The sequence below is a fragment of the Tepidimonas fonticaldi genome (assembly GCF_001675355.1).
GTDB classification, from domain to species: domain Bacteria; phylum Pseudomonadota; class Gammaproteobacteria; order Burkholderiales; family Burkholderiaceae_C; genus Tepidimonas; species Tepidimonas fonticaldi.
On sequence record NZ_LZDH01000034.1, the window covers coordinates 59,243 to 83,444 of the forward strand.

The 24,202-nt window shown below is 69.3% G+C and carries 22 protein-coding genes; 5 read left to right on the forward strand and 17 right to left on the reverse strand.

Annotated features, from left to right (window positions below):
• Window positions 1-192: 192 nt before the first annotated feature.
• The 4 genes from A9O67_RS03780 to A9O67_RS13935 all read left to right on the forward strand — a co-directional run bounded on the left by A9O67_RS03780 (window position 193) and on the right by A9O67_RS13935 (window position 7,545).
• Entirely contained in the window at window positions 193-2,442 is a 2,250-nt protein-coding gene (locus tag A9O67_RS03780; RefSeq protein ID WP_068607485.1) for a putative bifunctional diguanylate cyclase/phosphodiesterase, read from the forward strand.
• Entirely contained in the window at window positions 2,439-3,569 is a 1,131-nt protein-coding gene (locus tag A9O67_RS03785; RefSeq protein WP_197484426.1) for an ABC transporter substrate-binding protein, read from the forward strand. Before A9O67_RS03780 ends, A9O67_RS03785 begins: the two co-directional genes overlap by 4 nt.
• A complete protein-coding gene (locus A9O67_RS03790; protein WP_068607489.1) occupies window positions 3,566-5,923 on the forward strand; it encodes an ATP-binding protein in 2,358 nt (785 codons plus the stop codon). Before A9O67_RS03785 ends, A9O67_RS03790 begins: the two co-directional genes overlap by 4 nt.
• 116 nt (window positions 5,924-6,039) lie before the next feature.
• Complete coding sequence (locus A9O67_RS13935) at window positions 6,040-7,545, forward strand: methyl-accepting chemotaxis protein (RefSeq protein ID WP_068607490.1); 1,506 nt, start codon at window positions 6,040-6,042, stop codon at window positions 7,543-7,545.
• On the opposite strand, the gene A9O67_RS03800 is transcribed toward A9O67_RS13935, so the two are convergent.
• The 10 genes from A9O67_RS03800 to A9O67_RS03845 are packed head-to-tail and all read right to left on the reverse strand — an operon-like array spanning window position 7,520 to window position 15,620.
• On the reverse strand, window positions 7,520-8,371 hold the full coding sequence (locus A9O67_RS03800; RefSeq protein ID WP_068607492.1) for a class III extradiol dioxygenase family protein: 852 nt from the start codon (window positions 8,369-8,371) through the stop codon (window positions 7,520-7,522). The genes A9O67_RS13935 and A9O67_RS03800 overlap by 26 nt on opposite strands.
• 26 nt (window positions 8,372-8,397) lie before the next feature.
• Complete coding sequence (locus A9O67_RS03805) at window positions 8,398-8,760, reverse strand: protocatechuate 4,5-dioxygenase subunit alpha (protein ID WP_068607493.1); 363 nt, start codon at window positions 8,758-8,760, stop codon at window positions 8,398-8,400.
• A gap of 60 nt (window positions 8,761-8,820) precedes the next feature.
• Window positions 8,821-9,882: an aldo/keto reductase gene (locus A9O67_RS03810; protein WP_082955342.1), complete on the reverse strand. Its 1,062-nt coding sequence runs from the start codon at window positions 9,880-9,882 to the stop codon at window positions 8,821-8,823.
• Between the two features lie 16 nt (window positions 9,883-9,898).
• Window positions 9,899-10,882 carry a Gfo/Idh/MocA family oxidoreductase gene (locus A9O67_RS03815; RefSeq protein WP_068607495.1) on the reverse strand — a complete coding sequence of 328 codons (984 nt, stop codon included), beginning with the start codon at window positions 10,880-10,882 and terminating at the stop codon, window positions 9,899-9,901.
• Window positions 10,879-11,736, reverse strand: coding sequence for a class III extradiol dioxygenase subunit beta (locus tag A9O67_RS03820; protein WP_068607497.1), 858 nt, complete (start codon window positions 11,734-11,736; stop codon window positions 10,879-10,881). The genes A9O67_RS03815 and A9O67_RS03820 overlap by 4 nt, the downstream gene beginning before the upstream one ends.
• A 26-nt stretch (window positions 11,737-11,762) precedes the next feature.
• The gene (gene ligA, locus A9O67_RS03825; RefSeq protein WP_068607499.1) at window positions 11,763-12,203 is read right to left on the reverse strand and encodes a protocatechuate 4,5-dioxygenase subunit alpha; all 441 of its coding nucleotides are present in this window, start codon (window positions 12,201-12,203) and stop codon (window positions 11,763-11,765) included.
• Between the two features lie 4 nt (window positions 12,204-12,207).
• Window positions 12,208-13,161 carry an amidohydrolase family protein gene (locus A9O67_RS03830; RefSeq protein WP_068607501.1) on the reverse strand — a complete coding sequence of 318 codons (954 nt, stop codon included), beginning with the start codon at window positions 13,159-13,161 and terminating at the stop codon, window positions 12,208-12,210.
• Between the two features lie 13 nt (window positions 13,162-13,174).
• Entirely contained in the window at window positions 13,175-13,861 is a 687-nt protein-coding gene (gene ligK, locus A9O67_RS03835; protein WP_068607504.1) for a 4-carboxy-4-hydroxy-2-oxoadipate aldolase/oxaloacetate decarboxylase, read from the reverse strand.
• Between the two features lie 30 nt (window positions 13,862-13,891).
• Window positions 13,892-14,932 carry an amidohydrolase family protein gene (locus tag A9O67_RS03840; RefSeq protein WP_068607506.1) on the reverse strand — a complete coding sequence of 347 codons (1,041 nt, stop codon included), beginning with the start codon at window positions 14,930-14,932 and terminating at the stop codon, window positions 13,892-13,894.
• Window positions 14,933-14,960: 28 nt separating this feature from the next.
• Entirely contained in the window at window positions 14,961-15,620 is a 660-nt protein-coding gene (locus tag A9O67_RS03845; RefSeq protein WP_068607508.1) for a substrate-binding domain-containing protein, read from the reverse strand.
• Between the two features lie 189 nt (window positions 15,621-15,809).
• Between A9O67_RS03845 and A9O67_RS03850 the strand changes: the two genes are divergently transcribed.
• Window positions 15,810-16,796, forward strand: a complete 987-nt coding sequence (locus A9O67_RS03850) for a LysR substrate-binding domain-containing protein (protein ID WP_068607510.1) — start codon at window positions 15,810-15,812, stop codon at window positions 16,794-16,796.
• Here the strand turns inward: A9O67_RS03850 and A9O67_RS03855 are convergent.
• The 7 genes from A9O67_RS03855 to A9O67_RS03885 form a co-directional block, all read right to left on the reverse strand.
• Window positions 16,714-17,655: an NAD(P)-dependent oxidoreductase gene (locus A9O67_RS03855; RefSeq protein WP_068607512.1), complete on the reverse strand. Its 942-nt coding sequence runs from the start codon at window positions 17,653-17,655 to the stop codon at window positions 16,714-16,716. The genes A9O67_RS03850 and A9O67_RS03855 overlap by 83 nt on opposite strands.
• Window positions 17,652-18,974 carry a TRAP transporter large permease gene (locus A9O67_RS03860; protein ID WP_068607514.1) on the reverse strand — a complete coding sequence of 441 codons (1,323 nt, stop codon included), beginning with the start codon at window positions 18,972-18,974 and terminating at the stop codon, window positions 17,652-17,654. The genes A9O67_RS03855 and A9O67_RS03860 overlap by 4 nt, the downstream gene beginning before the upstream one ends.
• Window position 18,975: 1 nt before the next feature.
• Window positions 18,976-19,497 carry a TRAP transporter small permease gene (locus A9O67_RS03865; protein ID WP_068607516.1) on the reverse strand — a complete coding sequence of 174 codons (522 nt, stop codon included), beginning with the start codon at window positions 19,495-19,497 and terminating at the stop codon, window positions 18,976-18,978.
• 96 nt (window positions 19,498-19,593) lie between these two features.
• Entirely contained in the window at window positions 19,594-20,637 is a 1,044-nt protein-coding gene (locus tag A9O67_RS03870; RefSeq protein ID WP_068607518.1) for a TRAP transporter substrate-binding protein, read from the reverse strand.
• A 294-nt stretch (window positions 20,638-20,931) separates the two neighbouring features.
• Complete coding sequence (gene fahA / locus A9O67_RS03875; RefSeq protein WP_068607520.1) at window positions 20,932-22,248, reverse strand: fumarylacetoacetase; 1,317 nt, start codon at window positions 22,246-22,248, stop codon at window positions 20,932-20,934.
• A 58-nt stretch (window positions 22,249-22,306) separates the two neighbouring features.
• The gene (locus tag A9O67_RS03880) at window positions 22,307-22,513 is read right to left on the reverse strand and encodes a DUF2783 domain-containing protein (RefSeq protein WP_068607522.1); all 207 of its coding nucleotides are present in this window, start codon (window positions 22,511-22,513) and stop codon (window positions 22,307-22,309) included.
• Window positions 22,514-22,553: 40 nt separating this feature from the next.
• Complete coding sequence (locus A9O67_RS03885; RefSeq protein WP_068607524.1) at window positions 22,554-24,164, reverse strand: FAD-dependent oxidoreductase; 1,611 nt, start codon at window positions 24,162-24,164, stop codon at window positions 22,554-22,556.
• Between the last annotated feature and the right edge of the window lie 38 nt (window positions 24,165-24,202).

Consider the following 24,202-nt stretch of genomic DNA (forward strand, 5'->3'; position numbering starts at 1 on the left):
TCGCGACGCGGGGACTGACGTGGCTAAGATGACCGGAAAGCGACACGACCAAGCCAGTTCCGTGTGGTAAAAATATCACAATAATCGGTCTGTTCATTGACGGAGCCGTGTGCGGCTCACCATGATGACTGCCTCCGTGTCAGCAAAAACCATGCCGTCGACGACTTGCCACACCCGATGACGCCGCCTGCGATGACCCCAGCCTCCTCGGCCGACGACGATCCCCTGCTGTGGGGAACGGACGACGCGGGTTCAGGCGTCCCCGCCGCATCGGGATTGGGCGGCTGGCGTGTGCTGGTCGTGGACGACGATCCCGATGTGCATGCGGCCACCGATTTCGCGCTGGCCGACACCTGGTTGCTGGGCCGCCCGGTCGAGTTGCTGCACGCCCATTCGGCGCAGCAGGCCCGCGCGCTGCTGGCACACGAGCGGGATCTGGCGGTGATCCTGCTCGACGTGGTGATGGAGACGCCCGACGCCGGCCTCGGCCTGGTCGACCACATCCGGCGTGACCTGGGCATGACGGCGACGCGCATCGTGCTGCGCACCGGGCAGCCCGGCTACGCCCCCGAGCACGAGACGCTGCAGCGCTACGACATCAACGACTACAAATCGAAGGGCGAGTTCACCCGCCACCGGCTGCTGACGACCCTGACGACGGCGCTGCGCTCGTACGAGCAGATTCGCACCATCGAGGCCAGCCGCCGCGGACTGCAGCGCATCGTCGAGGGCTCCGCCTCGCTGTTGGAGATGGCGGGGCTGCAGCGCTTCGCCGACGGCGTGCTGACCCAGCTCGCCGGGCTGCTGGACGTACCGCCGGAGGGGCTGGTGTGTGCACAGGGCGCGAGTCCGACACACGGTCTGACGGTGCTGGCCGCTGCGGGGCGCTACACCAGCCTGATGGCGCAGCCGCTGGAGCGGCTGCACGACCACCCCGCGGTGGACCGGCTGCGCGACGCGCTGGACCGGCGTACCTCGCTCTTTGGCCCCGACGACACGGTGCTGTTCATCCCAGGCGGCGCCGGCGGGCTGGATTTGGCCGCCTACTTGCCCACGGGCCGCTCGTTGGATGCGGTGACGCAGCAACTGATCGACGTGTTCTGCGTCAACCTCAGCGCCTGTCTGCGCAATATGGAGCTGATCGAACGGCTGCACCACCTGGCGTACGAAGACGGGTTGTTGCGGATACCCAATCGCACCCGTCTGGTCGAACGCATCGACGAGGACGAGCGCGATGCACGACAGCCCCGCCGGCTGACACTGGTCGACATCGACGATTTCAGCGGCATCAACGAGCTGATGGGCCATGAGTTTGGCGACCGCGTGCTGCAGGCGACCGCGCAGCGCCTGCGCGCGCTGTTGCCCCCGGGTGTGCTGGTGGCCCGCGTGGCGGGCAACGCCTTTGCGGTTTACGGTCCACAGGTGGCCTTGGATCCGGCCCGCCTGAGCGCCGCGCTGGCCGAGCCGCTCGACGTCGATGGACAGCCCTTTCGGGTGCGGGTCTCGATCGGCTCGTGCGACGACGACCTGTTCGAGGGCCGGGGTGTCAACGCGGTGCGCAACGCCCAGGTCGCGCTCAAGCACGCCAAACAACAGCATCGCGGGCGCTGGGTGGCATTCGACCGCGACATGGCGGTGCGCTCCCGCCACCAGGCAGAGCTGCTCACCCGCCTGAACGCCGCGTTCAACGAGAATCAACTGTTCGTGGTCTACCAGCCGCAGATCGAGCTGGCCAGCGGTCGCCTGGTCGGCATGGAAGCGCTGGTGCGCTGGCGGCGCGAGGACGGACAGCTGATCCCGCCGGACACCTTCATCCCGGTGGCCGAGCGGTCCGGCCTGATCGATGCGCTGGGCGAATGGGTGCTGCAGACCGCTTGCCACGACCTGCTGCGGCTGTTGCGGATGGGGCTCGATCCCGGGCGCGTGGCGGTCAACGTGTCGGTGATCCAGTTCGGGGGCGCCACGTTTGCCGACCGCGTGCTGGCGACGCTGGAACGGCTGGGCCTGCCCCCGCAGCGGCTGGAACTGGAGATCACCGAGTCGGTGGCGATGCTGGGCGAAGACGTCGTGCAGAGTGTCCTGGCGCGGCTGCGCGCCGCGGGCCTGTCGGTGGCGATCGACGATTTCGGCACGGGGTACTCGTCACTGGCGTATCTGGAGCGGCTGCCGCTGGACTGCCTCAAGATCGACCGCGCGTTCGTCCGTCGTCTGCAACAGGGCGACGAGGCCCGTGTCGCCGAGCTGATCACGCAGCTCGGCCACAAGCTCGGCCTGCGCGTGCTGGCCGAAGGGGTCGAGGACGACGCTGTGCGCCAGCGGCTGTTGGCGCTGGGCTGCCACGAGGGCCAGGGCTTCGGCATCGCCCGCCCGATGGCCTTCGAGCCGCTGCAGGCATGGCTCGAAGCGCGCGCCCGCACAGCGCCAGCAGGGGCCGCCACATGAACCGGGCGACCGCGTTCACGCGCCGACGTTGGCTGGGGGCCGCCGCTGGCAGCCTCTTGGGGGTGGGTGCCAGTCCTGCCCTGCTGGGTTGCGGCCCGTCGCGCCCCCCCCGCTTGGCGCTGGTCGCGGGTCTGACCGGGCCCACCAGCGACATTGGCGTGGCCTTGCGCAACGGGGCTTTGCTGGCCGTGGCGCAGTCCAATCCGGCGGTGGAGCTGGTCGAGTTCGACGACCGGCAGCGGCCCGATCAAGCCGCCGAACTGGCCGATGCGGTGCAGGCCGCCGGCTGCGTGGCCGTGATCGGCCCGGCCACCAGCAGCATGGCCGCGGGCTGGATTCCGCAAGCCGAGCGGCGAAAGCTGCTGTCGGTCTCGCCGACGGTGACCAGTCATGACTTCGCCGGACAGGACGACCACTTCTTTCGCATCTGCTCGACGACGCGCCAATACGCGCGCCACTCGGCGCTCCACGCGGTGCGACGGCACGGCTGGCGCCGCTTCGCCCTGGTGCGCGACGACAGCAACCACGCCTACACGCGCAGTTGGAGCGAGCACTTCATCGCAGCGGTGCGCGGCGAGGGGGCGGTCGTCGTGGCCGAGACCGCCTACGGGCCAGGCACGCCCCATGACGGCGCAGAACAGGCGCTGGCTGCCGCGCTGGCCAGCGGCCCCGAAACACTGGTCATCGTGGCCAACGCGCGCGACACGGCCCTGCTCGCGCAAGCCATCACCCACCACCCGAAGCGCCCGGCGCTCATCGCCGCCGAGTGGGCCGCCACCGATCAATTGATCCTGGGCGGTGGTCGCGCCGTGGAAGGCGTGCTGGTCACCCAGTTTTTCGACCGCGACAGCCAGGCCCCGGCGTACCTGGCCTTCGCGCAGGCGTTCCAAACGCGTTTTGGGCGCATGCCCGGTTTTGCCGAGACGGCGGCCTACGACGCCACCCGGATCGTGCTGCAGGCGTTGGCCGAGCGACGCCGGGACGAGCCGCTCAAGGCCACGCTGCTGCGCTTGCGGCGCTTCGATGGGGTGCAGAACGCCATCGTGTTCGATGACTACGGTGACTGCGACCGTCCGCTGTATGTCACCGAGGTGCGTCAGCAACGCTTCATGACCGTGCCCGCATGAACCGCCGCCGCACCGTCCCGCTGCGCACGGTGCTGATTGCCCAGTTTGCGCTGGTGATCGCCGTGGCCATCGTGGCGCTCGCGGTGTTGATGGCGAACTGGCGCCTGCCCCAGGCGCGCGAGCAGCAGGCGCAGGAACAGCGCCGCGCCGCCGGACTCGCCCTTTTGCGGGTCGAGACCGACCTCGATCTGGCCGAGCGCACGCTGCGCTTTCTGGCCCGCCTTTCCGCAGAGGACCGTCCGGCCCCCACCGCCGCCAGCTCGCTGCGGCTGCAAGCCATCGCCAGCGAGGCCGCGTTCCTGGGGTTATACGACATCGCGCCGGATGGCCACATCCGGCGCGGCGCCACCACGGTGGCCCGCACACGGCCCGACCTGCGGGGTTACGACCTGGGCAATCTGCCGGTACTGCGCGCGGCCGCCCAACGCGACGGCGTGGCCTGGAGCGACCAGTACCTGTCGCCGGTGGTCGGCGAGCCGGTGGTGGCCCTGGCACTGCGCACCGAGGACGGCTTCTGGCTCGCCGAACTCTCGGTGGATCGACTGGGCGACTCGGCGCTGGGCCTGCAGGCGCTGGAAGGGGTGCACCTGCTGATCACCGACCGCGCGGGTGAGGTGATCCGTTCCCCCGACCCGACCGACCGGCTGCACCGCCGCAACCTGGGGCACCTGCCCCCGCTGTTCGACGCCCGGCTCAATGGCAGTGCGCAGGGCCGCCTGGAGCTGGCCGGCCTGCGCCTCGAAGGGTATGCGCTGCAACTGCCGCGGCTGGGGTGGGTGGTGTTCGCCGGCTATCCGCTGGAAGTGGCCGAGAGCGCGGCGCGCGGCGCCCTCTGGGTCACCGCCGTCGTGGCCGGTCTGGCCGCGCTGGCCGCCTTGGGCACCGTATCGGTCAGCTCGGCGTGGGTGCAGCGTCGCCTGCGCACCAGCATTCGCTTTGCAGAGGCCGTGGCGCGCGGCGACTACTCGCAACCGCTGCCGGACAGCCGCATCGAGGAGCTGGCGCGGCTGGAACAGGGTCTGGCGGATATGGTGCGCCAGATCCGCCAGCGGGAGCAGCAGTTGCGCTCCATCGTCGATCTCGGCCCCACGGTGGCGATCCAGGTGTACGACCGCCACACCCGCATCCTGGACTGGAACCCGGCGAGCGAAAAGATCCTGGGCTTCACCCGAGACCAAGCGCTGGGGCGCCGGCCCTTGGAACTGTACTACACCCCCGAGCAGCAGGCCCAGTTCGAGGCTATCCTGGACGAACTGGCCCGCTCGGGGGGCGCGTACGGGCCCTTCGAGGGGGAGGTTCAGACCAGCCGGGGGGAGCGCCGCTGGATTTACTCGACGACCTTTCCAATCCCTGGCCCCACCGCGGATGAACCGCTGTTCGTGTGCATGGACATCGACATCACCGAACTCAAGCGGCTGGAGGAGGAACTGCGTGTCCTCAACGCCAGCCTGGAGGAAAAGGTCCAGCACCGCACACGCAGTCTGACGGAGGCCAACGAGCGCCTGCAGCGCGCCCTGGATGAGCTGCGCCAGGCGCAGGCCCAGCTCGTCCAGGCCGACAAGCTGGCCGCGCTGGGCAGTCTGGTGGCGGGGGTCGCCCACGAACTCAACACCCCCATCGGCAACGCGCTGATGGCCATCTCCACCCTGCGCGAGCGGGCCGCGGGCTTCGCGCAGCGGCTCGACGCCGGTGTGCGGCGCTCCGACGTGGCGCGGTTGCTGGAACAGATCGGCACCGCCGAGGACATCGCCGAGCGCAACTTGCATCGCGCCTCGGAACTGCTGCGCAGCTTCAAACAGGTGGCGGTCGACCAGACGAGCACCCAGCGGCGCATCTTCGATCTGCGGGAGCTGGTCGCGGAATTGGCGCTGACTCTGCAGCCCACCCTGAAGCGCACCCCGTACCGGCTCGACATCGACATTCCCCCCGGCATTACGCTCGACAGCTACCCCGGCCCTTGGGGTCAGGTGCTGGCCAACCTGATCCAGAACGCGATCGTGCATGCATTCGAGGGGCGCGACCATGGCACCATCTCGGTCACGGCGGCGGCCGATGACGAGTCGGTGATCCTGACGGTTGCCGACGATGGCCGTGGTATGGAAGCCGAAGTGCGGGCCCGGGCCTTCGACCCGTTTTTCACCACGCGCCTGGGCCGCGGCGGCAGCGGGCTGGGGCTGCACATCGTCCACAACTTGGTGACCGGCATGCTCGGGGGGCATATCGATCTGAGCAGCGCTCCGGGATGCGGTACGACCTTTCACATCCGTTGCCCCCGCATCGCGCCCCGATCCCCCGCGGGCGAGAACCCCAACCCCGACGGCCGAGACGGTGCGGCCGCCGACACGCGCGATTGACATAGATCACCCCAACGTCAAAAAAATCGGCGACACTGGCCGCGCTTGCTGCATGACGTCGTTGAAGAAGGGGGTGACCGCGAGGTACCCCCGGACCGTTGCCTTGGAGAACCTCCGTGACCGCCGCCACCCCGCGCGACCCGTTGCTGCCCATCTACCGCCGGGGTGACCTGGCCATGCTCGTCGCGCTGGCGCTGTATGCCGTCGCATCGGTGCCGATTCTGCTGCTGATGCAGCGGCCGGGCCTGAGCCTGGGGGCGGAGCTGGCGTGGCTGGTCGGCCTGTCGCTACCGGGGGTGATCGGCTTTGCGGTGCTGCGCGGCACGCTGGCCAGCCGGCTGCTGCTGGCCACGTCGCTGTCCACGCTGGTGATGCTGCACATCCAGGTCTCGGCCGGGATGATCGAGTTCCACTTCGGCGTGTTCGTGACGCTGGCGCTGCTGATGACCTACTTGGACTGGCGCCCGGTGGTGTGGTCGGCGGGGCTGTTCGCGGTGCACCACGTGGCGTTCGACCGCCTGCAGGCGGCCGGCTGGGGCCTGTACTGCCTGAGCGAGCCGAACTTTCCGGTCATCCTCCTGCACGCGGCCTACGTGGTCGTGCAGACCGGCTTCGAGGTGATGTTGATCCTGTGGCTGGCACGCCAGGTGCGCGACAACGCCGAAGTGGCCGCGCTGGCCGACAGCCTGTCCCGTGGCGGGCATGTGGTGCTGGACGTGGCCCACCTGCGCGCCACGACGCCGCTGGCGCAGCGGCTCAAGGACGTCATCGGCCGCATCGCCAGCGCCGTGACCGGCATCCGCAGCGCCGTGCAGCAAATCGAAAATGCCGCAGGCGAGATCGCGGGCGGCACGCAGGACCTGAGCCGCCGTACCGAAAGCGCGGCGGCGAGCCTGCAGCAAACCGGTGCCAGCCTGCAGCACCTGACCGACAGCGTGCAACACAGCGCCGATGCGGCGCGCAGCGCCAACGAGCTGGCCGCGCAGGCCGCCGACACCACACGCCGCGGCGGCGAGACGGTGGCGCAGGTGGTCAGCACGATGGCCGATATTCAGACCAGCAGCCAAAAGATCGCCGACATCATCGGCGTCATCGACGGCATCGCGTTCCAGACCAACATTCTGGCGCTCAACGCCGCGGTGGAGGCCGCGCGCGCCGGCGAGGCCGGGCGCGGCTTCGCGGTGGTGGCCGGCGAGGTGCGCGCGCTGGCCCAGCGCAGCGCCCAAGCCGCGCGCGAGATCAAGGCGCTGATCGAGACCAGCGTCGCCAAGGTGCAGGCCGGCAGCGCCCAGGTGCAGCAGGCCGGTCAGACCATGGACGACATCGTGCAGGCGATCCAGCGCGTGGCCGACACGATCGGCGAGATCACCCACACCGCGCGCGATCAAAGCGAAGGCATCGGCCAAGTCAACGCCGCGATGGGCCAGCTCGATCAGAGCACGCAGCAGAACGCGGCGCTGGTGGAGCAGTCGGCCGCGTCGGCCGAGGCATTGCGCGAGCAGGCGCAACGGCTGCTGCAGGCGGTGTCGGTGTTTCAGCTGGGCGCGGCCGAGGCCACGGCGCCCGCGCCCCGCGGCCCGGCGCTGGGCGTTCCGATCAGGGCACAGCTTCCAGCGCGATGACGCCGGTGGCGGTGTTGGAGATGGGGATGTGGTAGTTGCGGTGCACCAGCCGCACGCCGCTGCCGGCCTCGGTGAGTGCGGCGCGCATGGCCAGCCACATCAACAGCTCCACCCCTTGCGTCCCGGCCAATTCCACCAGCTCGCGGTCGCTGAACTGGGTGGCCCACTCGGGGTTGGTCTCCATGCTTTGCAGAAACTGCAGGTCGAAGCGCTTGTTGATGAAGCCCGCCCGTTCGCCTTCCAACTGGTGACTCAGCCCGCCGGTGGCCATCACCGCGACGCGCCGGGCGTCGCCCCAGCGGCCGATGGCACGCCCCACCGCCCGCCCCAGCGCATACACGCGCCGGGCCGGCGGCAAGGGAAACTGCACCGTGTTGATGTGGATGGGCACGATGCGCACCGGCGCGGGGTGCTGGTCGGGCCAGAACAGTTGGAAGGGAATCGTGCAGGCGTGGTCCACCTGCATCTCTTGGCAGACCGTGAGGTCGAATTCCGCCGCGGTGAGCTGCTCGACCAGGTGCCACGACAGCTCCGGGCAACCGGCCAGCGGCGCGGTGGTCGGGATGCCCCAGCCCTCGTCGGCATGGTGGTACTCGGCCGCGGCCCCGATGGCAAAAGCCGGTAGCTTGTCGAGAAAGAAGTTCAGCCCGTGGTCGTTGTAGAACACGACGACGACCTCGGGCTGCACCTGCCGCAGCCAGGCGTGGATGGGGGGAAAGCCGTCGAAGAACGGCTTCCAGTACGGCTCGGCCTGTTTGCCTTTGGCAATCGCGTTGCCGATCGCGGGGATGTGCGAGGTGGCCAGGCCACCGACGATCTGGGCCATGGGAACGTCTCCTGGGGCGGTAGGCCTCAACACTGCTGGTTGGCGGCCACCAGCTTGGCTTGGAACTCGGCCTTGGTCACGCCGGTCTGTTGCGCGCCGATGTCCTGCATGTCCCAGCCGAAGATGCCGGCCAGCTTGGCCAGGTAATAGGCGTTGCCGCCTGCGGCCAGCATCCGCAGCACCTGACCGCTGCGCACGGCGGCTTTTTGCTCCTCGCTCAGGCCGAAGCGGGCCATGTAGGCCTCCGGGTCGGCGCGGAAGGCCTCGCGGTTGGCCGCCTCGTTGAAGGAGTAGCACATTTTGTTGAGCGCATAACCGCGCTGTGCCAGCGCGCCGTCAAAAGGTTGCGTGCCGGGGATGGTGCGCGTCGCGGGGGTGTGCGGGTTCATGGGCTTGCGGTCTCCACGGGTCGGGTCCCGCTGCGGTGCACGGCAACCGCTCGGGGGGTGTCAGAAGCGCTCGGTATCCACTTCATCCTCGCCCTGGGCGTTGTAGCGGGCGCCGCTGACGGCCTGCGGGGTGAAGGTGGCGTCCAGCTCGGCCAACAGCGCCGGGCCGGGCCGCACGCGCAGGGCCTGCAGATCCTCCTGCAGATGGTCCAGGCGGGTGGTGCCGGGCAGCGCGTGCACATGCGGCCCGCGCGCCAACACCCACGCCAGCGCCAGTTGCGCCGGGGTGCAGCCGGCCTGCTGCGCCAGCGCCGCCAGCCGCTGCTGCAGTTGCAGGTTGTGCGCCCAGTGCGGCGACTCGAAGCGCGGCATGGTGCGGCGGATGTCCTTCGGATGGAAAGCCGCCGGGTCGGGCGGGCTGGCGGTCAGCACGCCACGCCCCAGCGGGCTGAAAGCGACGAAGGCCACACCCAGCTCGCGGCAGGCCTCCAGCACCGCGATCTCGGGGTTGCGCGTCCACAGCGAATACTCCGACTGCACTGCGGCAATCGGGTGCACCGCATGCGCGCGGCGCAGCGTCGCGGCCGAGACTTCGCTCAGGCCGATCGAGCGGATCTTGCCCTCCCGCACCAGATCGGCCAGCGCGCCAACACTGTCCTCGATGGGCACGCGCCGGTCCCAGCGGTGCAGGTAGTACAGGTCGATGACGTCGGTGCGCAGGCGCTTGAGCGCCTGCTCGCAGGTGGCCTTGAGCGTGGCGGGCCGGCCGTCGATGACGCGCACCTTCACGCCGCGCTCATTGGGCTCGCCGGTCATGCCGCACTTGCTGGCCAGCACAAAGCGCTGGCGGTGCGGCGCCAGATGGCGGCCGATCCACTCCTCCGACAGGCCAAAGCCGTACAGCGCCGCGGTGTCGAAGTGCGTCACGCCCGCGTCCAGCGCGGCGAGCAGCAGCCGCGCGGCGTCGGCCTGCGGCACCGGCTCGCCGTAGGCGTGGCAGATGTTCATGCAACCCAGACCAATGGCCGAGACCTCGAACGGCCCCAGGCGCCGCGTCGGCCACGGCGTCGGCGGCGCGATGAGGGCGGGCGCCGTCTGGCCACCCACGGAACGGCCGGTCATGCTCGCATCTCCGGGCTCAGCGCGGCGCCGGGCCGTTGTCCGCCAGCAGCTGCTGCTCCAGCTGGTGCAGCACCTGGTAGCACGGCAGCACCTGCGCGACGCTGGCGTTGGGCTCGCGCCCCTCGCGGATGGCGGCGAAGAACTCGCGGTCCTGCAGCTCGATGCCGTTCATCGACACGTCCACGCCGCTGACGTCCACCGGCGTCTCCGGCCCCTTGCTGTGGCTCTGCACCAGGTCGTCGTAGCGCGCGATGTAGGTGCCCGTGTCGCCGATGTAGCGAAAGAACGTGCCCAGCGGCCCGTCGTTGTTGAACGACAGGCTCAGCGTGCAGATGGCGCCGCTGGCGGCCTTGAGCTGGATGCTCATGTCCATGGCGATCTTGAGCTCGGGGTGGTACGGCCCCTGGATCGCGTGCGCCTGCACGATCGGGCTGCGCGTCTGATAGGCGAACAGGTCCACCGTGTGCGCCGCGTGGTGCCACAGCAGGTGGTCGGTCCAGCTGCGCGGCTGGCCCAGCGCATTCATGTTGGTGCGGCGGAAGAAGTAGGTCTGCACGTCCATTTGCTGGACGGTGTAGTCACCCGCCACGACGCGCCGGTGAATCCACTGGTGGCTGGGGTTGAAGCGGCGCGTGTGCCCCACCATCGCCACCAGACCCGTCTGGCGCTGCAGGGCCAGCACCTCCTCGCCCTCGCGCAGCACGTCGCACAGGGGGATTTCCACCTGCACGTGCTTGCCGGCCTGCAGGCACGCCTTGGCCTGCGCGGCGTGCAGCTGCGTCGGCGTGCACAGGATCACGGCGTCCACCTCCTTCATCGCCAGCGCCTCGGCCAGCTCGGTGGTGGTGTGCGGCACACCGTAATGGGCGGCCACCTCGGCGGTCTTGGCCGGCTCGCGGCCGATCAGCGAGACGACCTTGACGTCGGGGATGTTTCGGATCGCGTCCAGATGTTTCTGGCCGAAGGCGCCCGGCCCGGCCAGGGCGACGTGGATGGTCATGCGGCGTTCTCCAGGATCAGGTGGCCCACGGCGGTGTTGCTCGCGGGCACGTGGTAGAAGCGGTGCGCGACGCGGGGCTTCGGGCCGCCGGCCACGTCGGCCATCGCGCCGCGCGCGATCAGCCACATGACCAGCTCGATGCCCTCGCTGCCGGCCTCGCGCACATACTCGATGTGCGGCACCTGCGCGAGGCCCGCCGGATCGTCGATCAGGCGGTCGAGGAAGCGGTTGTCCCACTCGCGGTTGATGAGGCCGGCGCGCGGGCCCTGCAGCTGGTGGCTCATGCCGCCGGTGCCCCAGATCTGCACGTTGAGGTCCTCGTCGAAGCTCTCGACGGCGCGGCGGATCGCCTGCCCGAGCGCGAAGCAGCGCCGCCCCGACGGCACCGGGTACTGCACCACGTTGACCGCGAACGGAATGACCTTGAACGGCCACTCGGACGGCTGGCCGCACATCAGCGACAGCGGCACGGTCAGGCCGTGGTCCACCGCCATCTTGTTGACGATGGTGAGGTCGAAGTCCTCTTGGATGACGCTTTGCGCGATGTGGCTGGCCAGCTCGGGGTGGCCGATCACCGGCGGCACCGGGCGCGGCCCCCAGCCTTCGTCGGCGATGGGGAATTCGGCCGCGGTACCGATGGCGAAGGTCGGGATCAGCTCCAGGCTGAACGCGGTGGCGTGGTCGTTGTAGACCAGGAACACGACGTCGGGCGTGTGCTCGCGCAGCCACTGTTTGGAAAACTCGTAGCCGGCAAACAGCGGCTGCCAGTACGGCTCGTGGGTTTTGCCCAGGTCGATGGCCGCGCCGATGGCGGGAACGTGGCTGGTGTAGACGGAGGCGGTGATGCGTGCCATGGGGGTCGTCTCCGGAAGGGTGGGGGTCAGAGCAGGCGGCCGCTGCCGTGGCCCTGCGGCTGGCGGTGCGGCTGGGCGTCGCCGTCCTCGCCGAGGCGGCGGTTGCCGTCGATGCGCCGGCCGCCGGCCAGCATCATCGCGCGGTACTCCTCCTCGGTCATGCCGGTCATCGAGCCGGCCATCTGCTGAAAGCTCTTGCCGTGCGTGGCGCCGAGCTTGGCGAGGAAATAGATGTTGCCGCCGAGCTGGATGCAGCGGTTGAGGTCGCCGTCCAGCACGGCCTGCTTCTGCTCCTCGGTCATCGGCCACTCGTCGAGGTAGGCGCGCCGGTCGGCCAGATAGCGCTGGCGGTTGGCGTCCTGCATCAGGCTCATGCAGAACTGGTTGAGCCAGTAGCCCTTGCGGCTCTGGTCGGCGTCGAAGACGACGGTGCCGGGGATGTCGGCGTAGGGCTTGTGCAGGGCCATCGCGTCAGGCTCCTTTCCACTCGTCGGGCCAGTACAGGCGCATCGGGTTGTCCACCAGCAGCCGGCGCAGGTGCGCCTCGTCCGGGACGATGGACGCCAGCCAGTCGACCAGCAGCCCGTCGTCGGGCATGTGGTCCTTCAGGTTGGGGTGCGGCCAGTCGGTGCCCCACAGCACGCGGTCGGGGAAGGTCTCCACCAGCCGGCGCGCGAACGGGATCACGTCGGCGTACGGCGGCTGCTCGGGCCCGCAGCGGCCCGGCAGCGCCGGCGGGCCCGAGACCGACAGCCGCTCCGGGCAGCTGACCTTGGTCCAGACGTTCTCGTGCTCGCGCAGCAGGCGCAGGAACAGCCCGAACTGCGCTCCGTCCACCGGCTGCGTCACGTCCGGGCGGCCCATGTGGTCGACGACGACGGTGGTGGGCAGCGCGGTGAAAAAGTCCCACAGCTCCGGCAGGTCCTGCGCCTCGAAGTACACCACCACGTGCCAGCCCAGCGGCGCGATACGCTGCGCGATCTCCAGCAGCTCGTCCTTGGGCGTGAAGTCCACCAGGCGCTTGACAAAATTGAAGCGCACGCCGCGCACGCCGGCGCTGTGCAGGGTCTGCAGTTCGGCGTCGGTGACGCTGCGCCGCACGGTGGCCACGCCACGCGCCCGCCCGCCGCTGGCGACGCAGGCGTCCACCAACGCGCGGTTGTCGGCGCCGTGGCAGGTGGCCTGCACGATGACGTTGCGCGCAAAGCCCAGGTGGTCACGCAGGGCAAAGAGTTGCTCCTTGCTGGCGTCGCAGGGGGTGTATTTGCGCTCGGGCGCGTAGGGGAAACGCTCGCCCGGGCCGAAGACGTGGCAGTGGGCGTCCACGGCGCCGGGGGGCAACTGGAAGTGCGGCTGGCTCGGGCCGTCGTACCAGTCGAGCCAGCCGGGCGTTTTGACAAAGCCACCGGTGGTGGGTCGGTCCATGCTGCCCTCCCGCTCAATCGACGTAGCGCAGGCCGGCCTTGGCCAGCGCCGGGCGCATGTCGTACATGTCCAGCCCCAGCACGCCCGCGGCGAGCTGGGCGCGCTTGTCGGCCTCGGCGGCCTCGCGCTTGCGTGCCGCCTCCAGCGTCGCGGCGGCCTTGTCGCGCGGCACCACCACCACGCCGTCGTCGTCGGCGACGATGACGTCACCCGGATTCACCAGCGCGCCGGCGCACACCACCGGGATGTTGACCGAGCCGAGCGTGGCCTTGATCGTGCCCTTGGCGCTGATGCACTTGCTCCAGACCGGAAAGCCCATCTCGGTGAGCGTGCGCACGTCGCGCACGCCGGCGTCGATCACCAGCGCGCGCGCCCCGCGCGCCTGAAAGCTCGTGGCCAGCAGGTCGCCGAAGTAGCCGTCGCAACACTCCGCGGTGAGGGCCGCGACGACCACGTCGCCGGGCTGGATCTGTTCGGCCACCACGTGCATCATCCAGTTGTCGCCGGGGTGCAGCAGCACGGTGACCGCCGTGCCGCCGACCTGCGCGCCGGGGTAGATCGGGCGCATGTAGGGCTTCATCAGGCCAACGCGGCCCATGGCCTCGTGCACGGTGGCGCTGCCAAAGGCAGCCAGCGCGTCGGCGACATCGCGTGGGGCGCGCTCAATGCGGCGGTACACGACACCGAGTTCGTAGTGCATCGGGAGTCCTCCTGCGTCAGTGGGGGTGGGTCACAGGCCGCGCGCCTTGAGCTTGGCGTCCAGGCGCGGGAAGACCCGCCGCGCGTTGGTCTCGAACACCTTGCGGCGCGCCTCATCGTCCAGGTGCGGCGTGGCCAGCACGTAGCGCTTGGTGTCGTCGTAGTGGTGGCCGGTTTCGGGATCGATGCCGCGCACCGCGCCGATCATCTCGCTGGCAAACAGGATGTTGTCCACCGGCACGACCTTGGTCAGCAAATCGATGCCCGGCTGATGGTACACGCAGGTGTCAAAGAACACGTTGCCCAGCAGGTGTTGCTGCAACGGCGGCTTTTTGAGCTCCTGCGCCAGCCCACGGTAGCGGCCCCAGTGGTAAGGCGCGGCGCCGCCACCATGCGGAATCAGAAACTTGAGCGTCGGAAAGTCCTTGAACAGGTCGCCCTGGATCAGCTGCATGAAGGCCGTGGTGTCGGCGTTGATGTAATGCGCCCCGGTGGTGTGGAAGCACGCGTTGCACGAGGTGCTGACGTGGATCATCGCCGGGATGTCGTACTCGACCATCACCTCGTAGATCGGGTACCACCAGCGGTCCGTCAGCGGCGGCTCGCGCCAGTGGCCGCCGGAGGGGTCGGGGTTGAGGTTGAGGCCGACGAAGCCGTACTGCTCGACGCACTTGCGCAGCTCGGGGATGCAGGTGCGCGGATCGACGCCGGGCGACTGCGGCAGCATCGCCGCGCCGGCGAAATGCTCGGGGAACAGCTGCGTGACGCGGTAGACCAGCTCATTGCAGATCGCCGCCCACGTGGCCGAGGTGTTGAAGTCGCCGATGTGGTGCGCCATGAAGCTGGCGCGCGGGCTAAAAACGGTGAGGTCGCTGCCGCGCTCGCGCATCTTGGCGAGCTGGTTGGTCTCGATCGATTCGCGGATGGCGTCGTCGGGAATGTGCAAATCGGCCGCGGTGGGCGCGACGGCCGGGTCTTGCAGGCCGGCGATCTGCCGGTTGCGCCAATCTTCCAGCGCCTTCGGCGCGGTGGTGTAGTGGCCGTGGACGTCGATGACGAGCGGGGGTCGCATGGGGGGTTCCTGGGGAATCGGACGGGGATCACGCCGGGCGCATGCCCTGGCGGCGTTTGGCGGCCTCGGCCGCTGGCGAGGCCATGAAGGCGAGCAGCGCACGCACCGCCTCGGGGTGCTGGCTGGTGCGGGCCACGGCCCCGGAAAACACGGTGACGATGCCGATTTCGGGCGGCAGCGTGCCCAGCAACCGAATGCCCTCGACGTGGATGAGTTCGCTCAGTTGCTGAAAGCCGAGATCGATTTCGCCCCGCGCCACCAACGTGCCCACGGGCACGCCCGGCGGGGGCACCACCAGCTTGGGCGCAACCTGGTCGGCGATGCCCCAGCGCGCAAAGCGTTGCGCCAGCGCCTGCCCGCTCGGGCCGGTCGAATACCCGATGCGCCGGGCGGCCAACACCGCGGCACGCACCGCGGCCTCGGTGCCGATGTCCGGCGCCGGGGCATCGGCGCGCACCGCCACGCCCACGTCGGAGCGCACCAGATCGACCCGGCTGCCGGGCAGCAGATGGCCGGCCGCCATCAAGCGGTCGATGGCATCGGCCGCCAAAATCACCACATCCACGGGCTCGCCCGCCTCGACGCGGCGGGCGGCATCGACCCCGCCCAGCGATTCGATCTCCACCGGGCCGCCGCCCGCGGCGCGCCACGCGTCCACCAAGTCGGCCAGCACCAGCCGCGTCGCCATGGAGGACAGGCCACGCAAGGGGGGTGGAACTACGGCCGACGGCAGGGAATGGGGCATGGACGGAATGGCGGTGTCGCGGGTCACAGGGCACCATTCTGGCGCGGATTGGGTTATGCCAGAATACGCTTAGCAGTCTATCTGGTATCGCAATTTTGTATCTATAGGAGCCGCCGACGCGGCGGGACAGCCGTGGATCTGAAGCAGTTGGAATACTTCGTGCGCGTGGCCGAGCTGGGCAGCTTCACGCGCGCGGCGCATGCCCTGGGCGTCGCCCAACCCGCGCTGAGCCGGCAAATCCGCCAACTGGAGGTGGAGCTGCGCCACAACCTGCTGCTGCGCAACGGCCGCGGGGCCGTCCCGACCGAGGCCGGCCAGGTGCTGCTGGCGCACGGACGCGGCATCCTGCACCAGGTCGAGCGCGCGCGGGAGGAGCTGGGCCGCGTGCGCGGGGCGCTGGCGGGGCGCGTGGCCATCGGCCTGCCCCCCAGCCTGGCCCGGCTGCTGGCGGTGCCCCTGACGCGCGCCTTCCGCCGCGCCCTGCCGGAAGCCACGCTCACCATCGCCGAGGGCCTGTCCGCCGCCATGTGGGACCAGGTGCACCAAGGCCGGCTCGACCTGGCGCTGGTCTACAACCCGCCCGTGTCGGCCGACCACCAGGTCGAGCCCCTGTTCGACGGGACGCTGGCGCTGGTGCAGGCCCGACCGCCGGGCCTGGCCGACGATCCGCCGCTGCCCATTCCCCTGGCCGACGTCGCCGCCCTGCCCTTGATCATCCCCAGCCGCCCCAACGCGCTGCGCATGCAGGTGGAGACGGCCCTGGCGGCGCTGGGGCACAAGCCGCACGTGGTGCTGGAAATCGACGGCGTGGCCGCGATCCTGGAACTGGTGGCCGAGGGGCTGGGCTGCGCCATCCTGTCGTCCCATGCGGTGGCGAGCTGGACGCGGCCAAGCGCCCTGCAAACCCGCCCGATCACCCAGCCGGAGCTGCGCCCGCGCGTGGCCCTGGTCAGCAGCGCCCACCGGCCCGGCACGCGCACCCAGCAGGCCGCCGCCGATGTGATCCGCGCGCTGTGCCAGGAACGCCTGGGCGCGATCAACGGGGCATCGGATCGTCGCCCGGGCGCCGTGCCGCCAGCAGCGCATCCGCCCACTGCTGCCACACCGCCGGATCGCTGACCCCGGCAAACGCGCCGGCGCGCCGCTGCGCCGCCATCCAGTCGTCCTTGTCGGCGATGGCACGGGCCATCAGCGGCTCGAAGCCCGCCTCGGCCACGGTGCGGGCGACTTCGCGCATCTCCTCCGCGCGACGCTGACCGTGCTGCGCCACCCGGCTGTAAAAATAGGCCGCCTGCGCCGGCCAGTCGATGCCCGGAAACGTCTCTTGCAGCGTGGCGATCATCGCCTGCTCCACCCCGTAGTGGCGGGCCGCGGTGAAGCTCTCGATGACCAGGGCCTCCAGCCCTTTGATCATGACGCTGCGGCACATCTTGGTGGCCGACGCCACGCCCAGGCGGTCGGACGCCACCTGCACCTGCATGCCCCAGCCTTGAACGATGGGCTGCAACGCCGCGGCGTGGGGGCCGCCCAGCAACATGGGCACGCGAATGCCGTAGGGCGGCACCGAGGTCATTACCCCGGCCTCCACGTAGCGCCCACCGGCCGCCTCGATGGCGGCGGCCGCCTGCTGCTTGGTGCCCGGCGAGGCGGAGTTCAGGTCCAGAAACCAGGTGCCCGGCCGCAGATGCCGGGCCGCCTCCTGCGCGACGGCCAGCGTGTTGGCGGCCGTCACGGCGCAGACGATGCATTCGGCCTGCGCACACAGCGCGGCCATGCCGTCGCACGGCTGCACGCCGGCCGCCTGGGCGCGCGCGAGCACTTCGTCGCGGGTGTCGGCGTGGGCGAGCTTGACGTCCCAACCACCCAGCCAACGCAGGCCCTGGGGAGCCAGGGCCCGGCCCAGGATCGTCCCCACCTCCCCCAGCCCGACCAGGCCGACGCGCGTGACCGCCGGCTCGGTCTCTGCGGCATCGCTCACGACGTTATCCACAGCGCAAACAGGGTGATGCTGGGGAAGGCCGCCAGGATGGCCGTGCGCACCAGATCGCTGATCACGAACGGCATGACCCCGCGGTAGGTCTGCACGATCGGCACGCTGCGCGCCATGTTGTTGATGACGAACAGGTTCATGCCCACGGGCGGGGTGATCAGACCGACCTCCACCACGATCAGGACCAGGATGCCGAACCAGATGGCGGTCTCCTCCGGCGTCATGCCGAAGTCCAGCCCCATGATCATCGGGAAGAAGATCGGGATGGTGAGCAAAATCATGGACAGCGAGTCCATGACGCAGCCCAGCAGCAGATAAATCACCAGGATCAGGGTGAGCACCAGCCACGGGCTCAGGCCCTGGCCGATGACCCATTGGGCCAGTTCCTGCGGCAGTTGCGACAGCGCCAAGAAGGTGTTGTACAGCCCCGCGCCCAGCACGATCATGAAAATCATGCCCGTGGCGATGGCGGTGCCGTAGATGGCCTCGCGCAGCGTCTTGGCATTGAGCCCGCCCGCCAGCCACGCCGCCAACCCGGTGCCGAAGGCGCCGACCGCGGCCCCTTCGGTCGGGGTGAAGAGGCCGGTGTAAATCCCGCCCACGACGGACAGGAAGATGACGATCACCGGCCAGGTGCTGCCCAGGGCTTTCCAGCGCTCGGCCATGGGCACGGGCGCCATGCGCCCGGCGCTGTCGGGCTTGAGGCGCACATAAATCGAAATCACGATGATGTAGCCGACGGCGGCCAGAATGCCCGGCACGAACGCCGCGAGGAACAGCTTGGCGATGTTCTGCTCGGTCAGGATGGCGTAGATGACCAGCACCACCGACGGCGGGATGAGGATGCCGAGCGTACCGCCCGCGGCCAGACAGGCCGTGGACAGGGCGCCGGAATAGCCGGCCCGCCGCAGCTCGGGCAAGGCCACCTGCCCCATGGTGGCCGCCGTGGCCAGCGAGGAGCCGCAAATGGCCCCAAAGCCCGCGCATGCCCCGACGGCGGCCATGGCGACACCGCCCTTGTAGTGGCCGATCCAGGCCTCTGCCGCCTTGAACAGCGACCGCGACAGCCCCCCCAGCGCGGCAAACTGCCCCATCAGCAGGAACAGCGGGATCACCGACAGGTTGTAGTTGGAAAAGGTGGTGAACGTCACCTGCTTGAGCTGATTGAGCAGCGGCACGGGGGTGCCGTACACCAGGTACGCCCCGACCAGACCGCACACGGCCATGGCCAGCCCGATGGGCACGCGAATGAAGATCAGCGCCAGCAGGACCGGAAACGACCACGCGGCCAGTTCGATTCCCGTCATCTCAATGCACCCCCGCGGATTCGACCGGCCAACCCTCGGGATAGCGCGCCAGTCCGAGATTGATCAACGTCTTGGTGAGGTAGGCCAGGCAGCCGATGACCGCGCCCACGAAACACGCGGCATAGGCCCACCAAACCGGCATTTGCAGGATGAAGGTGGTCTCCAGGTACTCGCGCTTTTCGAGCATGCCGTCCCACAGCTTCCAGGTCAGTGCCAGCCACAAGACCAGCATCAAAACATCGCACACCATCGAGACCGTCTTTTGCAAAAAGGCCGGCAGGTGGTTGTAGAGCAGGTCCACGGTCGCGTGCCCGCCGCGCAGATAGGTCCACGGCAGGAACAAAAACACCGCCACGCCGGTGCCGACCTCCACCAGCTCGAAATCGCCCGGCACCGGTCCGAGCCCCACGCCGGAGAGCGCCCGGCCGGTGATGCTGGTCACGCTCATGAGCGTGATGGCGCACAGCACCACGCCGCCCACGATGGCCGACCAGCGCGCGAGTCGAAATACCCAAGTCGTCATGTTGATCTTCTCGTCTGTGAGGCGCCCCGGCGCGGGGGCTGCAGTTGGCAAAACGCGCATGGCGAATCGCCATGCGCGCGCCCACTGCACGACAGTTTACTTGGCGTACTTGGCCAGCAGGGCGCGGGCCTCCCTCGCCAGTTGCGCACCGTCGATGCCCTTGGCCCGGACTTCCTTGACCCAGTCGTCCTCCACGCTGCCTGCGATGCGCAGCCAGCGCTGGGTCTCGGCCAGCTCGAGCTGGGTGATCTTGTTGCCGGCCTTGGTGGCGATTTCCCGGCCGCTCTTGTCACCCTGGTCCATGGCCTTGCCAAAGAAGGCCGACGTCTCCGCCCCGGCGTTGTCGTCGATGACCTTCTTGAGATCGGGCGGCAGCGACTCGTACTTGGCCTTGTTCATCGAAAACGCAAAGGCCATGTTGTAGAGCGCCTTGTCGCCGGCGAAGGTGGTGTGGTTCTTCACCATCTCGTGCACGCGCAGGGACGGGCCCACCTCCCAGGGAATGGTGGTGCCGTCGATCACGCCCTTGGACAGCGCCTCGGTGACCTGCGGCACGGGCATGCCCACGGGCGTGGCGCCCAGTTTGGTCAGCATGTTGTTGACGATGCGCGTTCCACCGCGGATTTTCATGCCGCGCACGCTCTCCAGCCCGGTGACGGGCTGCTTGGTGTGGAACAGGCCCGGGCCGTGGGTGTGCACCGCAATCAGCTTGACGTCCTTGAACTCGTCGGCCGCAAAGCGTTGCGCGAACTCCCAGGCCGCTCGCGAGGTGATTTCGCCGGCGCGGTCGCTGTTCGGGGTGATGAAGGGCAGCTCGAACACCTCCATCTTCGGGAAACGGCCGGGGGTGTAGCCCAGCACCGTCCAGGTCACATCGGCCACGCCGTCGCGCGCCTGGTCGAACAACTGCGCCGGCGTGCCGCCCATCTGCATGGCCGGGAAGATCTGCACTTTGATGCGGCCGCCGGACTCGGCCTCGATCTTTTTGGCCCACGGCTCGATGGCCAGGCGCGGCACGTTGGCCTGCGCGGGCAGGAAGTGGTGCACGCGCAGCGTCACCTGCTGTGCCCACGCGGCACCGGCCAACACCGCGCCACCGAGGGCGACGGTCAGTGCACGAAGCGACCAGGGGGTTTTCATGTCATGTCTCCTGCGGATTGCGATGGCGCGGGTGGCCGCGCGAGGGTGGGTATGCCGAAAATAAACAGCACACTGACGATTATTGCAATGAATCAATCGGTGTGTCGATTTCCAACCTAGGGGTTTGCCCTAGGCGCCCGGGACCGTCGGCCCAACGGTCGTGCGCATGAACTGTAGTGCGTGCCGTTGGCTTGCAAAATTGCCATGGCAAACAAACTGCTATAGCAAAACGCAATACCCGGTTCAACGGCACGCCATGGCCCGGCGGCCGGTCCTCGGGGTGGGGGCCCATCATCAGCCGCGGGCGGGCAGCACCGTGCCCCGGCACTCGCCAAAGCCGATGCGCGCCGCGCCCGGCGCCTCGCACCAGCCGCGCAACACGACCGTGTCGCCGTCCTCCAGAAAGGTGCGCTGCTCGCCACCGGGCAGGCTCAGGGGCTGTTTGCCGCCGAGCGTGAGCTCGATGAAAGCCGCCGCCTGCTCCAGCGTCGGGCCGGAGAGCGTGCCGGTGCCCAACAAATCCCCCGGCTGCAGATTGCAGCCATTGACCGTGTGGTGGGCCACCATCTGCGCCACGGTCCAATAGGCGTGGCGGTAGCTGGTCTGCGCCACCACGTGATCGGCCATCCCCTGCTCGCGCATGCGCGGCGTCTGCCAGCCGATCGACAGGCGGATGTCGAACGCCCCCTGCGCGCGGTTGGCCGGATCGTCCAGATACGGCAGCGGCTGGGGGTCGGTGACCGGCCGCTCGAAGGGGACACGGTACGGGGCCAGCGCCTCCAGCGTCAAGACCCAGGGCGAGATCGTGGTGGCAAAGTTCTTGGCCAGGAACGGCCCGAGCGGCTGGTATTCCCAGGCCTGGATGTCGCGCGCCGACCAGTCGTTGAGCAGCACGATGCCGAACACATGCGCCTCGGCCTCGGCCACGGGGATCGCGTCACCCAGCGCGTTGCCGGGCCCGACGAAGACGCCCAGTTCCAATTCGATGTCCAGCCGCCGGCTGGGCGCGAGGGTGGGGGCATCGGCGTCCGGCGCCTTGACCTGCCCGCGCGGCCGGTAAAAGGCCTGCGGCGACACCCCGATGCTGGAGCTGCGGCCGTGGTAGCCGATGGGCACCCATTTGTAGTTGGGCAGCAGCGGGTTGTCGGGCCGGAACTGGCGGCCGATGTTGGTGGCGTGGTGAACCGAGGTGTAGAAATCGGTGTAGTCGCCGATGCGCGCCGGCAGGCCGTACTCGGCCTCGGCCTGCGGCACCAGACAGGGCTCGATGACGGTGCGCTGGGGGCTGCCCTCGCGCAGCGCCCGCGACAGGGCCAGCCGCAGCGCGCTCCAGTGGGGCGGCCCCAAGGCCATCAGCGCATTGAGCTGCGGCTGTGCCGCCGCAGCCAGCGCCTCGGCGGCCAGACCCTCGAACGGGTGGGCCCGGTGCAGCGCCGCCAGATCGACGATGGCGTCGCCGATCGCCACCCCGCCGCGCCAGGATTCGCCGCGATCGCGTCGGCGAAAGCTGGCAAACGGCAGGTTCTGGATGGGAAAGTCGTGACCCGGGCGGTTGGCACCGTCCACCCAGCTGCGCAGGGCGGGGTCGTGGGTTTCGTTGAGCAAGGACATGGGCGGCAAGGGTGTGGGCGGGGGTATCGCGCTCGAAGGCATCCGGCCGGGGTGGCGTTCAGCCGGCCGTCGCGAGGGTGTTGGCGCGGGCCAGCGCGATCGCCTCGGACAGCACGGCGCGGTCGCCGACGTGGTTGGCCAGAATCAGCACGAGCTTGGCCAAGAACATCTCCGCCTGCTCGTCCTGGAGGTCGCGCTGGGCGTGGATCAGTTCCTCGTAAAAGGCGTCGGGCTCGGCGATGTTGGGTTGACGGTTCAGAGACATGGCTTCACGGTGCGTTGGCAGTCGGGAGGTCAGGCGACGATCAGGCAAGGCTGCGGCCGAGCGCCCGAGCGAGGGCGGCCTCGGCCGCGGCGCGGTCGAAGCGGCGCCAGCGGGCTGCGACGTACTGGTCTGGGCGGATCAGGTAGACCGTGCCCGGCTGACCATCGTAGCGCTGGGTGAGCACGCCGGCGCGGTCGACGATGTCCCGGCCGACCTGCAAGACCGCGGCTTCGACGTTGCCGACGCGCACCGGCTCGGCGGGCCCGAAGCTCAGCAGGACGAAACCCCGGCCGAGCTCGTTCAGCAGCCAGCCCGGACGGCCGTCGACTTCGACCGGGGCATCGGCGCAGTTGGTTCCCGGCGTCATGCGGCCGGCGAACGATTCGGCATCCGGCGTGTTCAGCGGCGAGTGCACGTAGGGCGTCGGCGTCGACAGCCGCCCGCTGTTGACCAGCGGGCGCGCGAACGGCTCGGTGCGCGCCAGCTCCAGCACCGCATTGCGCAGGCGCAGCGAGGTGCGGCTCTTGGGCGTGATGAAGTCCGTCGAGCGCGTGGAGTTGAGCAGGTTGTCGTCGGCGGCAAAGGCGCGCTCGTCGTGGTAGGTGTCCAGCAGGGCCTCGGACGCGTCGCCGTCCAGCACCGCCTTGAGCTTCCAGCTCAGGTTGTCGCAGTCCTGCACGCCGCTGTTGGCCCCGCGCGCGCCGAAGGGCGAGACCTGGTGCGCCGCATCGCCGGCGAAGATCACGCGGCCGTGGCGGAAGCGGTCGATGCGCCGGCACGCGAACTGGTACACCGACACCCACTCCAGCTCGAACGGCACGTCCGGCCCCAGCATGGCCTGGATGCGGGGGATGACCTTCTCGGGCTTCTTCTCCTCGTTGGGGTCGGCATCCCAGCCGAGCTGGAAGTCGATGCGCCAGACGTTGTCGCACTGCTTGTGCAGCAGCACGCTCTGGTTGCGGTGGAAGGGCGGGTCGAACCAGAACCAGCGCTCGGTCGGGAAGTCGGCCTTCATCACCACGTCAGCGATGAGGAAGCGGTCCTGGAAGAACTGGCCGGTGAAGTCCGCGCCGATCATGCGGCGCGTGTCGCTGCTGGCGCCGTCGCAGGCGATCAGCCACGACGCCTCGGTCTTGAAGATGCCGTCGGGCGTCTCGATCGTCAGCACCACGTGGTCGTCGTGCGTCTCGATCGCCAGCACCTTGTGCTTCCAGCGCAGGTCCACCAGCGGCGACTCGTCGCACGCGCGCACCAGCCGCTCCTCCAGGTAGTACTGCTGGAGGTTGATCATCGCCGGCATCTTGTGGTGGTCTTCGGGCAGCAGGTCGAACTGGTAGACCAGCTCGTCGCGGAAGAACACCTTCCCCACCTTCCATTGCACCCCCTGGGCCACCAGATCGTCACCCAGGCCCAGGCGATCCCAGATCTCCAGCGGGCGCTTGGCGTAGCAGACGGCTCGCGAGCCGATGCTCACGGTGTTGTTGTCGTCCAGCACCACGGTGGGAATGCCACGGGCCGCGCAGTCCAAGGCCTGGGTCATGCCGACGGGGCCGGCGCCGATCACCACCACGGGGTGGCGCACACGCTCGCCGCTGCGCTGTTCGTCGCTCTGCCGATACTCGTACTTGGGATAGGTGTAGGTGTGCAACATGGTCAAGGGTTCCTCAGGGCGAAACCAGCCCAGGCCGC

What these genes read in the sequence shown, in the direction of transcription:
- fahA (WP_068607520.1), bottom strand. Translation starts at nt 22,248, where the DNA reads ATGTCCTTGCTCAACGAAACCCACGACCCCGCCCTGCGCAGCTGGGTG.
- A9O67_RS03815 (WP_068607495.1), bottom strand. Translation starts at nt 10,882, where the DNA reads ATGACCATCCACGTCGCCCTGGCCGGGCCGGGCGCCTTCGGCCAGAAA.
- A9O67_RS03800 (WP_068607492.1), bottom strand. Translation starts at nt 8,371, where the DNA reads ATGGCCCAGATCGTCGGTGGCCTGGCCACCTCGCACATCCCCGCGATC.
- A9O67_RS03885 (WP_068607524.1), bottom strand. Translation starts at nt 24,164, where the DNA reads ATGTTGCACACCTACACCTATCCCAAGTACGAGTATCGGCAGAGCGAC.
- A9O67_RS03790 (WP_068607489.1), top strand. Translation starts at nt 3,566, where the DNA reads ATGAACCGCCGCCGCACCGTCCCGCTGCGCACGGTGCTGATTGCCCAG.
- A9O67_RS03780 (WP_068607485.1), top strand. Translation starts at nt 193, where the DNA reads ATGACCCCAGCCTCCTCGGCCGACGACGATCCCCTGCTGTGGGGAACG.
- A9O67_RS03880 (WP_068607522.1), bottom strand. Translation starts at nt 22,513, where the DNA reads ATGTCTCTGAACCGTCAACCCAACATCGCCGAGCCCGACGCCTTTTAC.
- A9O67_RS03870 (WP_068607518.1), bottom strand. Translation starts at nt 20,637, where the DNA reads ATGAAAACCCCCTGGTCGCTTCGTGCACTGACCGTCGCCCTCGGTGGC.
- A9O67_RS03845 (WP_068607508.1), bottom strand. Translation starts at nt 15,620, where the DNA reads ATGGCGACGCGGCTGGTGCTGGCCGACTTGGTGGACGCGTGGCGCGCC.
- A9O67_RS03820 (WP_068607497.1), bottom strand. Translation starts at nt 11,736, where the DNA reads ATGGCACGCATCACCGCCTCCGTCTACACCAGCCACGTTCCCGCCATC.
- A9O67_RS03840 (WP_068607506.1), bottom strand. Translation starts at nt 14,932, where the DNA reads ATGCGACCCCCGCTCGTCATCGACGTCCACGGCCACTACACCACCGCG.
- A9O67_RS03805 (WP_068607493.1), bottom strand. Translation starts at nt 8,760, where the DNA reads ATGAACCCGCACACCCCCGCGACGCGCACCATCCCCGGCACGCAACCT.
- A9O67_RS03865 (WP_068607516.1), bottom strand. Translation starts at nt 19,497, where the DNA reads ATGACGACTTGGGTATTTCGACTCGCGCGCTGGTCGGCCATCGTGGGC.
- A9O67_RS03810 (WP_082955342.1), bottom strand. Translation starts at nt 9,882, where the DNA reads ATGACCGGCCGTTCCGTGGGTGGCCAGACGGCGCCCGCCCTCATCGCG.
- A9O67_RS03785 (WP_197484426.1), top strand. Translation starts at nt 2,439, where the DNA reads ATGAACCGGGCGACCGCGTTCACGCGCCGACGTTGGCTGGGGGCCGCC.
- ligK (WP_068607504.1), bottom strand. Translation starts at nt 13,861, where the DNA reads ATGCACTACGAACTCGGTGTCGTGTACCGCCGCATTGAGCGCGCCCCA.
- A9O67_RS03830 (WP_068607501.1), bottom strand. Translation starts at nt 13,161, where the DNA reads ATGGACCGACCCACCACCGGTGGCTTTGTCAAAACGCCCGGCTGGCTC.
- A9O67_RS03860 (WP_068607514.1), bottom strand. Translation starts at nt 18,974, where the DNA reads ATGACGGGAATCGAACTGGCCGCGTGGTCGTTTCCGGTCCTGCTGGCG.
- ligA (WP_068607499.1), bottom strand. Translation starts at nt 12,203, where the DNA reads ATGGCCCTGCACAAGCCCTACGCCGACATCCCCGGCACCGTCGTCTTC.